This is a genomic window from Ruegeria sp. F12 (genome assembly GCF_056533885.1).
The window spans coordinates 1-13,428 of sequence record NZ_JBQFOV010000014.1 but is presented as its reverse complement, the minus strand read 5'-3'; the positions used below and the strand labels follow the sequence as shown (position 1 = coordinate 13,428).

Here is a 13,428-nt window from a genome sequence, read left to right as displayed (position 1 = left end):
ACCGTGTAGCCGGGTCATCGCACTCGGCACAAACCACTGAGGAACAAAGCGATGATGGGCTATGGCGCTGGAATGGGGTTTGGAATGATCTGGATGTTGCTGATCGCAGTGTTGATCGTTCTGGCGATCGTAGCGCTGATCAAATACATCGCTAAGTGACCTCGGAATCCGTCACTCCCGTTTAGGGGTGGAGGGCTATGTCATAGGAGGAACGAAAGCTGGAGGGCCTGCACAGCAATAGCCGTTTGGTTTTCATCGCGGTTTTGATCGCGTTGCTGATCGCCACCATCTGGTTGTGGCTGTCTGGCGCGTTGGACGCAGGACTATCGCGCGAAGTCATTACTGCGTGGGTGGATTGGGCCGGCCCGTTCGGACCCGTTGTCATCATCGGCTTCATGACAGCCGCAGTGGTTGCCAGCCCAATCCCCAGCGCTCCGATCGCTGTCGCTGCCGGGGTGGCATATGGGCATGGGCTGGGAACCGCATTGGTTGCTATCGGAGCGGAGTTGGGGGCGCTGCTGGCGTTCCTGATAGCCCGTTGGTTGGGGCGCGACGCGCTGCGCCAGTGGTTCGGCGACAAGCTGGACTTGGGGTTGCTTGGATCGCAGAATGCCCTGATGTTGACCGTGTTCACCAGCCGCCTGATGCCTTTCGTTTCTTTCGACATGGTCAGCTATGCCGCCGGTCTGACCCGACTTCAATTTTGGCGGTTCGCACTGGCCACCTTGGCTGGACTCCTGCCGGCCAGTTTCGTTCTGGCCCATCTGGGCAGCCAGATTACCGAAACCGCGACAGGCGGCACCAGCCTTGCGGTTATCGGGCTTGGGCTGTTGACGGGGGCGCCACTTATCTGGTTGGCTTGGAAACGCAAGATGCCTGTTGGCTCTTCAGACCACGAATTGAGCCAGATCAATGCGACCGGTCCAAGCGGCCCTAAACTGTTGGAGAATGGAGGAAACCCTAAGTGATCCGCGCACAATGGATATCAACTGCGACACGGACGGCCCGAGCCATGGGCCGGCTGCAGGTCCTGTTGATCTGTGCGTTGGTGGTTTCGATGCTGATCTCTGTTGTGCCGTCCCATGCCGGGCATGACATCGCGAAGGCCGCCACCCAGGCCGAGCTTGTGATCGATGACAGCGGTGGGTATCCCGCGTCTCATCCATCAGAAGAATTAGACTGCTCAGTGCACCCGGGCTGCTATGCGATGGCAGTTATGGCGGCACCTGAATTGCTCTCGATGCGTATTGCTACGCCCGTGGCGCCAGAACGGTTCCGGCCACGCGCAAGCCTGCCGGTCGCACCACTACCACATCCGCCAAACCTGTCCTGAACGTGACCGGCAATGGCTCCGGAATCGCTCCGGGGTCTTGCCCAAGCCGTTGATTGCGGCCCAACTCAGTTCAGGACACTTACCATGCTTACCATTCTGTACTTTTTCGTCACGGGCGTGGTGCTATTCGCACTGTTGCGCCTGACCTGTGGCCCCTGTGTGATGGGGACACAAGAACATCATCCCGGTGTTCCGGTGACAACCCTTGGCTGGGCGCTCAGCCTGTTTCTGGCCGCAACCTACCTGCTGTGCGTGGCCTTTGACCTGATCTTTCCAAGTTTTGCCATGTACCGGGCTTGGATCGGCCTGATGCCCGGAATGACTTGGCTCAGCCTGCCCTCATTCCTGTTGGGACTGTTATGGGCGTTTCTCTACGGCTGGTACGCCGCGTTGCTGTTCGGCGGACTGTTCAATGTCTTTGCGGCTCGCACAAAACTCAACTGATTGAAAGGACAAAGCCATGAAGGCCATCGCTCTGACCCTGCTTTTGACGCCCTTCCTGATGGCCGTCATCTACCGGATTTTTCTGCACGTGCCCGCCAATGCGCGCGTTTCAGTTGACGAAAGGAAACCTAAATGACCCTGTTCAATCTGGCCGCAGGCCTGTCCGTCGCAGCTTTGACTGCGCCTTCGCTCACGCTGGCGGCAACCGTGTTCATTCCCGAAGGCAGCGCGGACTCGGTTCTGGTGATCGACTCCGAAACCGGCAAGACCGTCGAGCGGCTGCCGAGGCTCGTGGCGGTCCATGGGCTGGCCGGCGCGCCCGGCTTTAAGTACCTGGTCGCGGGCAGCTACGCAGAAACCGAGGCCACAACGCCACCAAAACCCGAAGGTATGTCCAAGGATGAACACGCTGCGCACCACGCCAAGCGCGATGTCACTGCGTTGCCCAAAGACAAGGGGCGGAGCCTGCTGACGATCCTTGATGCGGAAACACGCGAGGTCGTCCGCCAGATCGAGGTTCCAGGTGCGGTGCATCACACTGCGGTGTCGCCCGACGGGCGGTTCGCGGTGGCGACCCATCCGGGCGGTGACGGTATTTCGATCGTCGATCTCGATAAGCTCAGCTTCCTTGGTTTCGTAGCAACCGGGCCAATGCCCAACTATGCGGTATTCGCGCCTGACGGCGACAGGGTCTATGTCACCAATACCGGCAATGGTACACTTAGCGAAGTGGATGTCGTCAAAGGCTTCGTCGTACGCAACATGCCCGTCGGCGAAGGCCCTGAGCATCTTGTACTTAACGCCACCGGCAGCGCCGCCTTCGTAGCCGACAGTGATGGTGGCAAGGCCTTCCGCGTAGATCTTGCCAGCGGTTCTGTCACCGAAACCTATGACATTGGAGGCGAGTTGCACGGGATCGGCCTGTCCGACCGCGAGGGCGTACTGTTCGTGGCCGCCAAAGGCACCGACCGGTTGTTGTCGATTGATCTTGCTACGGGCAAACAGCGCTCGACCAACCTGTCACCGGCACCTTATCACCTGACGACCATACCGAACTCAGGCAAAGTGATGGTATCAAGCCGAACCGAACCGAAGGTCTGGATCGTCGATCAAGTCAGCCTGACGGCTATTACCGAAATGCCGATACTGGGTGAGGGCCACCAGATGGTTGTTCTGCCCTGAAGGACTGTGCCCGGCATTGCGTAATTAAACGGCTCTACGACCAAAGCTTAAACCAGGGAGCAGAACATGACAGAAGACCACGACATCAGAATCCACGCGAACGGCCCGACCGAGGTCGCTTACGTCTGCCCCATGCATTCTGACGTGCGTCAATCTGGGCCCGGCGACTGTCCCAAATGCGGGATGCACCTTGTGCCCGAGGGCGAGGTGGATGCGCATGCGCATCACCACCATTCCGCGCATCATGGCGCGACGGACGAGAACGGTGAATATGACATCGTTCCGACAGGCTATGACGGACCCGTATATACCTGCCCGATGCATCCGCAGGTGCGGCAAACCCATCCCGGGTCCTGTCCACTCTGCGGCATGGGGTTGGAGCTGGAAAGCGCGGCGATGGTGGACGAGGGGCCGAACCCGGAACTGGTGGATTTCACTCGGCGCCTATGGGTAGGTGCGATTCTGACGCTTCCACTTTTGGTTTTCACGATGGGCCCCTACGTTGGGCTGTCTGGTGTGCGAGAGATTTTTGGTGAGCGAACAACCCTATGGATTGAACTGATACTTGGCACTCCGGTTGTTCTTTGGTGCGGTTGGCCATTTCTGGAACGAGGGTGGAATTCGTTTCGCACCATGAACCTGAACATGTTCTCGTTGATTGCCATGGGGGTTTCGGCCGCGTGGCTGTTCAGCGTTGTCGCCGTATTGATGCCCCACATATTTCCGGACGGTTTTCGAGATTCAGAAGGCCATGTTGGGGTCTATTTCGAAGCGGCCGCAGTTATCGTTACACTTGTTCTGCTCGGGCAGGTGATGGAACTGCGGGCACGCGAAGGCACAGGAAAGGCAATCCGCGCTTTGCTGGACATGGCCGCAAAGACCGCCCGCATTATCCGCCCTGACAGCAGTGAAGAGGAAATTCCGCTTGAAGAAGTACAGGTAGGTGACCGCCTTCGCGTACGCCCCGGCGACAAGGTGCCAGTAGACGGCATTGTACTCGAAGGGCGCTCATCTGTTGACGAAAGCATGATCTCTGGCGAACCGGTTCCGGTCGAAAAGGTACAAGGCGAGCCGGTCACAGGGGCCACAATCAACGGCACCGGTAGCCTTGTGATCGAAGCAACCCGAGTGGGCTCTGACACAATGCTGTCCCAGATTGTCGAAATGGTGGCCAACGCGCAACGCTCGCGCGCACCAATTCAGAAATACGCTGACAAAGTGGCGGGCTGGTTTGTACCGGCGGTCATAAGTATAGCTGCGCTGGCCTTTATTGCATGGGCAATTTGGGGACCGGCTCCGGCGCTCTCCTACGCCTTGATCGCAGCGGTGTCGGTACTGATCATAGCTTGCCCGTGCGCGCTTGGCCTGGCCACTCCGATGTCGATCATGACGGCCACGGGGCGCGGGGCGCAGGCCGGAGTGCTGATCAAAAATGCCGAAGCGCTGGAGCGGTTCGAGAAGATCGATACTTTGATCGTCGACAAAACTGGCACGCTGACCATGGGCAAGCCAAAGCTTGTGGCTGTATTACCCGAACCTGGCCATGACGAGGTCGAGGTGCTGCGGCTGGCCGCAACGCTGGAGAAGGGCTCGGAGCACCCGTTAGCTGAGGCAATCGTCACAGGAGCCGAGGAACGTGGCGTAGCCCTGTCCGACGCCAGTGACTTCGAGGCGGTGACTGGTAAAGGCGTGAAAGGCACGGTGGATGGCCGCCCCGTCGCGCTCGGCAATCTGAAACTGGTCACCGATCTCGGACTCGAGGCGGCCGAACTGACGGCCAAGGCCAATGCGCGTCGGGATGACGGCGAAACGGTGATGTTCGTGATGCTTGATGGTTCAGTGGCGGGGTTGGTCTGCGTCGCCGACCCGGTCAAGGAAACAACACCAGCCGCACTCAAGGCGCTGCACGAACTGGGTTTCCGGATCATCATGGCGACTGGCGACAACGAACGCACTGCAAAGGCGGTGGCCGAACGTCTGGGTATCGATGAGATTCGAGCCGACGTACTGCCCGAGGACAAGGCCCGCATAATTCGCGAACTGCAGGAGAAAGGCGCAAAGGTCGCCATGGCGGGTGACGGAGTGAACGACGCACCCGCGTTAGCGCAGTCCGATGTGGGCATCGCCATGGGGACCGGTGCCGACGTGGCGATCGAAAGTGCAGGCTTCACGCTGGTCAACGGAAGCCTTGATGGCATCGTGCGCGCCCGTAGGCTGGCCCGCGCTACCATGCGCAATATCCGGCAAAACCTATTCTTTGCCCTGATCTACAACGCCTCGGGCGTTCCGGTGGCGGCGGGTCTTCTGTTCCCGCTTTTCGGCATCCTGATCAGCCCTATGTTCGCCGCCTTCGCCATGAGCGCTTCGTCGATTTCAGTGGTGTTGAATGCGCTACGCCTGAGGGGGGCGAAGGTTTGAGCGCGCACAAGCATATGACGCACGAGGGCGTAGGCAACTTGAAATCAGGTTCGATATCGCTGACGGGTGCGGTCGCTATGGGCACCGGTGTCATGATCGGTGCGGGGATATTTGCTCTGACAGGCCAGATCGCTGGGCTCGCTGGGCCATGGTTTCCGCTGTCTTTCGTAGTCGGAGCCGTCGTGACGGTTTTCAGCGCCTACACCTATATTGCCATGTCCAACGCCTGGCCGTCTTCGGGCGGGATCGCGATGATCCTGACAAAAGCATATGGACCGGGTGCTGTAGCGGCCGCGGCTTCATTGTTGATGGCGCTGTCGATGGTGATCAACGAAAGCCTCGTGGCACGCACATTCGCAACCTACGCGCTCCGCCCATTCAACATCGAAGATGGGCCGTTGGTGCCGATGGTCGCGGTTTCGCTGATCGTCTTCGCCTACGCGGTCAACCGGTCGGGGAACCGCTCGGTGGGGTTGTGGTCCATTGTCATGTCTGTGCTCAAGATCGGTGGGATCGCAGTGTTTGGCGTTGCCGCGCTGTGGGCTGCGGGCGGCGACTGGCAGGCGCAAGGCACCGCCCCCGCCGGGCCGCTGGGTTTCATCGCGTCCGTGGCTCTTTCGATCCTTGCGTTCAAGGGATTTACCACAATCACTAATAGCGGTGCCGAGATCGTCGACCCACACCGCAATGTCGGGCGCACCATCATGATCTCGATCGCGATCTGCGCAGTGATCTATCTGTTGGTCGCCTTCGCCGTGGGTGCCAGCCTGCCACCCGACCAGATCCGTGCCGCACAGGACTATGCCTTGGCAGAAGCCGCCCGACCAGTCTTGGGGCAGGGTGGTTTCTACCTGACCGTTGCGCTGGCGATGGTTGCCACCGCCTCAGGACTGATTGCCAGTGTGTTCGCCGTATCACGGATGCTGGCAATGCTGACCGACATGAAAATGATCCCGCACAGCCATTTCGGCATGACGGGCAGCATCCAGTCTCACACGCTGATCTACACGGTCGTGATTGCGGGTCTGCTCGCGGTGTTGTTCGACCTGTCGCGCATCGCCTCGCTTGGTGCTTTCTTTTATCTGGTGATGGATATGGCCGTGCATTGGGGCGTTTGGCACCGGCTGCGCAGTCAGATCAACGCTCGGGGTTGGGTCTTGTTAACTGCCCTGGCGCTGGACTGCGTAGTCCTGACCGCGTTCACAATACTCAAGCTGCGCTCCGACCCGATGATCGTGGTATATGCCGTTGCTGGCATCGGCTTGGTCTTCGCCTACGAGCGCATCTTTCTCAAACAATGGATCATCGAAAAGGAGACAAATCAGCTATGACCCAATCAAATTTCGACGAAACCCGCGCCACACAGGAGACGACCGAAAGGGTCAGCTCTGACGTAACGGCCGAAGCGCCCAAAACCGAAGATCAGACGGCCAACGGTGCCAAGCGTAATTGGCTCCCGGTTGTCATTGCGATCGCGTTGGGCGCCGCTGTTCTGGGCTGGGAATACCGCGAGACACTCTATCCTTTGCTCAGTTCTCCGTTGCTGTTCTTGCTGGTCTGCGTGGGCATGCATTTCTTAATGCATCGCGGCCACGGCAAACACTGAGAACGGCGCCCTGTATGGCTGGCGGCTTTGCGGCAAGAACACTGCGCAACAAGGAGCAGCAACGGCCAACTGATCAGAACAAATTTGTAACCCAATAAGGAAGGGAAATTGCCATGTTAGCAAATCCAATTCGGAGAGCAGCAACTGAACTGCACCTGACGGCCGGTGCACTAACTGTAAAGGCATTGCACGGTGACACCGACGAAGATCACTCTGATGAATAGGGAATGGGGCATCGCGGTGAAGAAGAGGACCAAGGCGACTGATCCACCTCGTCCGAGTCCTATAATTCGATGAACCCGTCCTGACGCACAGGAGGAACAATATGTCTGAATTTTCTGAAAGACAGGCACCTTCAGAGCCTGAAACTCGGCGCGATTTCTTATACTTCGTCACCGGCGGTGCCGCCATCGTGGCCACGGGCGCGGCGGTCTGGCCACTTGTTAACAGCATGAACCCCAGTGCAGACATCTCCGCCCAAGCCGTTGTCGACATAGATCTTGAAGGTGTCGGACCAGGAACGAGGATCACTGTTAAATGGAAAGGCAAGCCGATCTTTATCGACCACCGGACTAAAGAGCGGATCGCGCTGGCGATAGCAGAAGACGATGCACCAATGATCGACCCGCAACCTGACGCCGAGCGCGTACAGCGACCGGAATGGCTGGTAGTTATTGGCGTTTGCACCCATCTGGGATGCATACCACTCGGGCAGGGCGGCAGCGAACCCACCGGAGACTGGGACGGTTGGTTCTGTCCGTGTCACGGTTCACATTACGACACGTCGGGCAGAATTCGGAAAGGCCCGGCGCCCCGCAACCTCGATCTGCCCCCCTACGAGTTCGTCACCGACACGCGGGTCAAAATTGGGTGACGGCGCGGTTAACTCTGTCCAAAGGCAAATGCCCGCCAAGCTCGTTTGTCAGTCCTCGAATATCCCTCGATCAGCGCCGCGATGACATGCGGCGCAGTTCGACATGGAACCTGCTTTCTGGAGTTTTCGGGACGAGACCTCGCCGTCATGTTCCGAGCGGAACCAGGGCATTTCGGAAATCCGCAGAGGCGTATCCTCTGGCGCAATCCGGTAGAGGAGGCTGGACGAACGCCCTCCGACGTCGGCGGCATTCTGGGTCAGGTAAGCCTCGATCTCTGTGCGAGTTGCGTCGTCCAGCATGGCGTTTTCGCCAAAATGGTCATCAAGCGTGGTCATGATCTTTGTCCACGACCGGCTGGGCAGGAATCCTGCCGGATAGGCCATGTGGCATTCGCTGCATTCGGCCTTGGTTGCGGCGTGAGTTACGGGCCGCATAAACTCACCTTCGCTGGCAAGAACCGGCGCCGAAATCAGAGCTATTGCAGCTACAGCAAGAATTCGTTTCATGGTGGTGTCCTTTCCTCAGAGGCTCATGAACCAAGAAATGATGTCGGCTTTTTCCTGCGCGCTGCAGTCGCGGCCGAGAACAGAGTTGCAGTTTCGCCCAAACCATTTTTCGACAAATTTCATGTCGGTGAACCGTTCTGAATTCACGCGCGGAACCAGGGGGTCGATCGGCTTTCCGGTGCGGGCCTGACCGCCTTTTGTAGGGTCTGCCGAATGACAGGTGACGCAGGAGGGCGTATGGGGTTTTCCGCTTGCATGGTTGGCCGTGAACAGCGCCCGTCCGTTTTTCGGTGATGGGGCAGCACCCGCCTCGGCACTGTATTGATCGACCAAGGCCTGCGGGGAAGTGTCTTGCGCCAAGACAGGCTGGGACAACAGGATGGCGGAAAGAACAAGAACTGGTTTCATTGCTTAGGCTCCTTCGGAACGGAAATCTGAAAAGGGCTGAACCAGCCGCTCTCGGCATCCCTGTGACAAGCGAAACAGTTCGAGCGGCTATGGATGGTGCGGCGGGTGAATGTGCCATCGGCGAGCGACCCGTGAAGACGTTGCCAGATGTCTGTGTTCGGTAGGGCAACCGGCAGGGTTTCTTGCAAACCCGTCCAGAGGGTCGCGGGCTTGCTGTCCACAGTTTCCGCGGAGTGCTTGACCAGCCAAACGGTAATCTCGTCACCGGTCTCCTTTGGCAGAGTGGCGTCCTCACCGAAATGACTGTCCAGCTTGTCCATCATCAATTGCCAGGATGCGGCAGGACGCAGGGACGGGTGATAAGCCATGTGGCAGGCGGCGCATTCATCGCTGTAGACCAGTGCCATACTCCCAACCGGCGGGAGCGGCAGTGGGCTTTGTGACATCCTGTTGATCGCGCCGGTGGCGATGATGACAAGACCCGAGATGAAAAGGGCGGCAAGCGCCCGCTGCGCAGGCCGTGGCGGCGCAGTCAAATCCCCGGCGCGCATCTCCTTGCGCCCGGTTATCATCGACCTGGCCAGGTTCTCTCGGCTGCGGCGGCTTTCCAGAACGACACCGCCGATATGCAGGGCAATGAAGCTCAACAGCGCGAAAGCGGCCAACTCGTGAATTTTGCTCCAGATGTGGCCCTGTGATGCTGGCAAAGAGGCAGCCATCGGCCCTGATTTTAGACCGCTGCCCAAGCTGGCGACACCTGTCAAACCAAGCCCGACGATCAGGGTAAGCAATACAAAGACCATCAAGGCAGCAAGTGGATTGTGCCCGATGTGGCGCGCATGAGCCGCTCCGGCCCTCAGATGGCTGATAACCTGCCGGTAGCTTGGTAAGAACTGCGAAAACCGCGCGTAGGTAGGGCCGGTAAATCCCCAGACAGTTCTGGCAGTAACCAATGCAATGGCAAGGGAACCGGAAACCAGGTGTAGGCGAATCCAAGATGCGTCCAGCAGGAACCCAGACACCAACGCGGTGGAAACGCACGCTACCAGCCCCCAATGAAATACACGAGTGAATCGATCCCAGACGAGATGTCCGTCATAGGCCAGCCCATCAAATGGCGCGGGAACTTCTCTCATCGCTTCTGCCTCTCATCAATCTCACCAGAAGTTTGTCAGAAGCGCACTGATGTCAGCCTGATGGGGACTGTCAGGTGATTGTCAGGTAGCAGCCAGAGGCAAAGTGATCCGAACCATCAGTCCCGGATCGCGGGAGATCAATTCCAGCGATCCGCCCAGTGCCTCGGTCAATTCCCGCGCGATCGCCAGGCCAAGCCCGGTTCCTGTTTCGTCCTCGCGCACGCCCCGGCGCATGAGAGTATCGATCTTGTCTGGTGGAATGCCCGGACCGTCGTCAAGAACGCTCAGAACTGCATGCGTCGCCTGTTTGCGTGCTGATATCCTGACTTGCCGCCTCGCATGGCGAGATGCGTTTTCCGTAATCGCACCCAGAATTGCGGATAAATCTTCCATATCTGCCGCAACCACGAGATTCGCTGGCGCGTCCAAATCCCATTTCAATGCGTCGTTCAAACTGGCTTTCTGAACTACTGCAATAACGCGACTTGCAGCCTCGGTGAGATCGGCCTTCGACGTGGCGGCTCGCGTCGCAATACGAACCCTGTTCAATTCACGCTCGACATGGCGATGCATGCTTTTGACGGTGCTTTCGATTGACGCTGCGGTATCAGTCAATCCGGCCTCGCGAACACGGCGCGCATCTCCAAGTAATGCTTGAAGTGGGGTTTTCAGGCCATGAGCGAGATCGCCCGCTCTGTGCCTTGCCTGCTCGATGTCCTTTTCCCTTTGTAGGAGCAGGGCATCCACTTCGGCTGCAAGGGGACGAATTTCCGTAGGGAAATCCTCGCCCACCCGGTTCACGTCTCCCGTTCGGATCCTTGATATCCGCCGCTCGACGGAATTTAGCGGTCGAAGACCGACAATGACTTGAACCGCCCCAGCGAAGACAATAAAAAGCGCCAGAAGAAGCGTAAAAGGCACAAGATCTTCCCGGAATTCTTCGGTGCTTTTCTCAAGCTGAGAGGCATCCATGGCCACGGCAGCGCGCATCGGAACGCCTCCAAGGCGTGTGGAAAGCACAATGCTCCGCTCCATGACAAGCAGCTGGTTTTCCCCGGGCCCGGAGAGATAGTGCACATGGACGGTCCCGCTCTTCAGATGATCCGGAGGAAGATCGAGAGCGAAATCCCATAGCGATCTTGAGCGTAACTGAAGCCCCTCAACTTCGATCTGCCAGTAGAGGCCCCCAAAAGGCTTTGAGAAACGGGCATCTGCCGGAGCCGATCCAATCCGAATTTTCCCTTTTTCATCCCGCTCCACTCCTGCGAGTATCTGGTCGAGCTGGACGGAGAGGTCATCAATTGCACGCCGTTCCACATGCGAGGCAAAGAGCAGCCCCAGCCCCCAGAACGCCAGCATCAGCGCGATGGAAACCGACAGCGCAGTGGCTACGAACAACCGAAAGCGGAGAGAGCCCGTTTTCACCCATCGCCCTCCACTGCCTCCAGAAAGTATCCAAACCCGCGTCTGGTGCCGATAATGCCGGCCCCAAGCTTCTTGCGAAGTCGGGTGAGAATGGCCTCCACCGCATTGGCCTCACGGGCGTCGTCATCACCATATAGATGCTCCAAGAGCTCGGTTGGCGGCACCACGCGGTCTCGGTGCAGCATGAGGTAGGACAAAAGCCGGTATTCCAGGGAGGTCACCGTTATCGGCACTCCTCGAACAGCTACGGACATCCTGTTCGTGTCGATGGTCAAATCGCCCAACGTCTGCACAGGAGCACTATGCCCGGCAGACCGGCGCACCAGCGCCCGAGCCCTGGCCACAAGTTCTTCCATCCGGAACGGTTTGGGCAGATAGTCGTCGGCCCCAGCTTCGATCCCTTCGACCCGTTCGTGCCAAGCCCCGCGCGCTGTCAGGACCAGAACGGGCATCTGCCGGCCGTTGGCGCGCCAGCGTTTCAACACGCTCAATCCGTCCATGTGCGGCAATCCGAGATCAAGAACGACGAGGTCATAATCTTCGGTATCCCCCAGAAACCATGCGTCCTCGCCGTCCTCGGCGATTTCCACGCGGAATCCAGAGGCTTCCAAAGCAGATTGCACGTCCTTGCGAATGATCGGGTCGTCTTCGACCGCGAGAAGCCGCATTATTCGTCCCTTTCCTGCCAGCCTTCCTGCTCAACTTCGAGTATCGCACCCGTGGTGGCATCCACCATGACTTCGATCATTCGGCCCGAGCCCGTGATCAACTCCAGTTCATAGACATACGCGCCATGCTCGCGTTCGAACTCTGCTTCGAGCAGCGACGCATCGAATCTCTCTAAAACGTCCGGAACAATCTTCGAGAGCGGAATGACCTTATGTTGGCGCACTGCATCACGTGCCGCATCGTGGTCCTCGGATGCGAGGACAGTGCTGGCAAGTGTGCATATCAGAACGATCAAAGCGTGTTTCATGTAGGCAAACTACCGTCTTTCCACTGACAGTTCACTGACACGGGCTGTCAGACCGGCATCAGGCGACATTTGAGAAAAAGGAATACCGACAGGGCAATCCCGCCCAATTCATCTTGGAGACCTACATGAAAGTAATCCTCTTTGCCGCCACCCTGCTTACCGCCGCCGCTGCGGCCTTTGCTGTCAACGCCGCCACCGATACGGTCACGTCGGCGTCACCTGAGACCGTCACTTGGATGCCCGTTGGCGAGGTTGCCGCCAAGCTTGAAGCGCAGGGCTACCAAATTCTGGAAATTGAGCGCGATGACGACCGCTACTACGAAGTCGAAATGCGCGACGTATATGGATACGAAGTCGAAGCCTACCTGGACGCAGCGACTGGCGAACCGGTTCCCCACATGTCCGATACGAATGACGACTACAGCGAGAAAGGCGACGACTAATCGAAACTTCTTGTGATGATTTGACCCCCACGGCGAAGCCTCGCTGTGGGGGCGTTCATTCTGGGTCAGCCTGCCCAGAACTCGTGCTTGAAGAACTCATTGAGATCGAGCAGCCAATTCGCGGGCGGAAGCCCAAACACCGTCAATGTGACCAAAGCGATCACGAAAGCGGCTCCGATCATCGCTTCGATCCGATGCCCCTGTGGACACATCCTGTTGTCGAGGATCAGCGTTTTGAAGGTTCGAAAATGCAGCGCCGCGTGCCACAGGGAGAATCCGACAAACAGCAACGCCAAGGCGATGTGGACGTCATCCCACCCTTGCCGGTCAAGGCCCAACACCTGCCAGTCGGTGGCATTGGAGATTTTACCTATTGGAGCGAAAAACAAAATGCCTCCGCTGACCAGCATGGCCAAAAAGGAAAAGGTCACACCGAACACAGCCATGGCCCTACCAGAAATCTTGGTTTTCACGCGCGCTGTTGATTCTGCATTGGCCATTATTGCCTCCATTCACGATGCCAAAATATTAGGCCAGAAACAGAAAGTTCGCCTTGACCCATCTTAAGTTCCCCACAGAGGAACAGCGAATTGTGCGACCGTGGTGAAACAAAGTGCTATATCAAACTTGGGACAGCCGCGCCGCGATCACGACCTGACCCAGCGCGGCCAGGATC

The 13,428-nt window shown here is 58.2% G+C and carries 16 protein-coding genes; 9 read left to right on the top strand and 7 right to left on the bottom strand.

What is annotated here, in order from left to right; all coding sequences use genetic code 11:
• Positions 1–245: 245 nt before the first annotated feature.
• The 8 genes from ACR0CA_RS16770 to petA all read left to right on the top strand — a co-directional run bounded on the left by ACR0CA_RS16770 (position 246) and on the right by petA (position 7,857).
• Entirely contained in the window at positions 246–968 is a 723-nt protein-coding gene (locus ACR0CA_RS16770; protein WP_331252139.1) for a TVP38/TMEM64 family protein, read from the top strand.
• A 44-nt stretch (positions 969–1,012) separates the two neighbouring features.
• A complete protein-coding gene (locus tag ACR0CA_RS16765) occupies positions 1,013–1,333 on the top strand; it encodes a hypothetical protein (RefSeq protein ID WP_050605704.1) in 321 nt (106 codons plus the stop codon).
• 84 nt (positions 1,334–1,417) lie between these two features.
• The gene (locus ACR0CA_RS16760; protein ID WP_152460765.1) at positions 1,418–1,777 is read left to right on the top strand and encodes a hypothetical protein; all 360 of its coding nucleotides are present in this window, start codon (positions 1,418–1,420) and stop codon (positions 1,775–1,777) included.
• A 132-nt stretch (positions 1,778–1,909) separates the two neighbouring features.
• Positions 1,910–2,959, top strand: coding sequence for a YncE family protein (locus ACR0CA_RS16755; protein WP_170417931.1), 1,050 nt, complete (start codon positions 1,910–1,912; stop codon positions 2,957–2,959).
• Between the two features lie 132 nt (positions 2,960–3,091).
• Complete coding sequence (locus ACR0CA_RS16750) at positions 3,092–5,377, top strand: copper-transporting P-type ATPase (protein ID WP_170602128.1); 2,286 nt, start codon at positions 3,092–3,094, stop codon at positions 5,375–5,377.
• 14 nt (positions 5,378–5,391) lie between these two features.
• Complete coding sequence (locus ACR0CA_RS16745; RefSeq protein ID WP_170602131.1) at positions 5,392–6,708, top strand: APC family permease; 1,317 nt, start codon at positions 5,392–5,394, stop codon at positions 6,706–6,708.
• Complete coding sequence (locus ACR0CA_RS16740) at positions 6,705–6,983, top strand: DUF2933 domain-containing protein (RefSeq protein ID WP_170417934.1); 279 nt, start codon at positions 6,705–6,707, stop codon at positions 6,981–6,983. Before ACR0CA_RS16745 ends, ACR0CA_RS16740 begins: the two co-directional genes overlap by 4 nt.
• A 325-nt stretch (positions 6,984–7,308) precedes the next feature.
• On the top strand, positions 7,309–7,857 hold the full coding sequence (gene petA / locus ACR0CA_RS16735; protein WP_050605700.1) for a ubiquinol-cytochrome c reductase iron-sulfur subunit: 549 nt from the start codon (positions 7,309–7,311) through the stop codon (positions 7,855–7,857).
• A gap of 48 nt (positions 7,858–7,905) precedes the next feature.
• On the opposite strand, the gene ACR0CA_RS16730 is transcribed toward petA, so the two are convergent.
• The 6 genes from ACR0CA_RS16730 to ACR0CA_RS16705 form a co-directional block, all read right to left on the bottom strand.
• Positions 7,906–8,364: a diheme cytochrome c gene (locus ACR0CA_RS16730; RefSeq protein ID WP_152460761.1), complete on the bottom strand. Its 459-nt coding sequence runs from the start codon at positions 8,362–8,364 to the stop codon at positions 7,906–7,908.
• A gap of 15 nt (positions 8,365–8,379) precedes the next feature.
• On the bottom strand, positions 8,380–8,772 hold the full coding sequence (locus ACR0CA_RS16725; protein ID WP_152460760.1) for a DUF1924 domain-containing protein: 393 nt from the start codon (positions 8,770–8,772) through the stop codon (positions 8,380–8,382).
• A complete protein-coding gene (locus ACR0CA_RS16720; protein WP_152460759.1) occupies positions 8,769–9,908 on the bottom strand; it encodes a cytochrome b/b6 domain-containing protein in 1,140 nt (379 codons plus the stop codon). The genes ACR0CA_RS16725 and ACR0CA_RS16720 overlap by 4 nt, the downstream gene beginning before the upstream one ends.
• 81 nt (positions 9,909–9,989) lie before the next feature.
• Complete coding sequence (locus ACR0CA_RS16715; RefSeq protein ID WP_152460758.1) at positions 9,990–11,333, bottom strand: sensor histidine kinase; 1,344 nt, start codon at positions 11,331–11,333, stop codon at positions 9,990–9,992.
• On the bottom strand, positions 11,330–12,001 hold the full coding sequence (locus tag ACR0CA_RS16710; RefSeq protein ID WP_152460757.1) for a response regulator transcription factor: 672 nt from the start codon (positions 11,999–12,001) through the stop codon (positions 11,330–11,332). Before ACR0CA_RS16710 ends, ACR0CA_RS16715 begins: the two co-directional genes overlap by 4 nt.
• A complete protein-coding gene (locus ACR0CA_RS16705) occupies positions 12,001–12,309 on the bottom strand; it encodes a PepSY domain-containing protein (RefSeq protein ID WP_152460756.1) in 309 nt (102 codons plus the stop codon). The genes ACR0CA_RS16710 and ACR0CA_RS16705 overlap by 1 nt, the downstream gene beginning before the upstream one ends.
• Positions 12,310–12,434: 125 nt before the next feature.
• Here ACR0CA_RS16705 and ACR0CA_RS16700 point away from each other — a divergent pair, with 125 nt between their 5' ends.
• On the top strand, positions 12,435–12,752 hold the full coding sequence (locus ACR0CA_RS16700; RefSeq protein WP_152460755.1) for a PepSY domain-containing protein: 318 nt from the start codon (positions 12,435–12,437) through the stop codon (positions 12,750–12,752).
• A 65-nt stretch (positions 12,753–12,817) separates the two neighbouring features.
• On the opposite strand, the gene ACR0CA_RS16695 is transcribed toward ACR0CA_RS16700, so the two are convergent.
• Entirely contained in the window at positions 12,818–13,252 is a 435-nt protein-coding gene (locus ACR0CA_RS16695) for a DUF4405 domain-containing protein (protein ID WP_170602101.1), read from the bottom strand.
• Between the last annotated feature and the right edge of the window lie 176 nt (positions 13,253–13,428).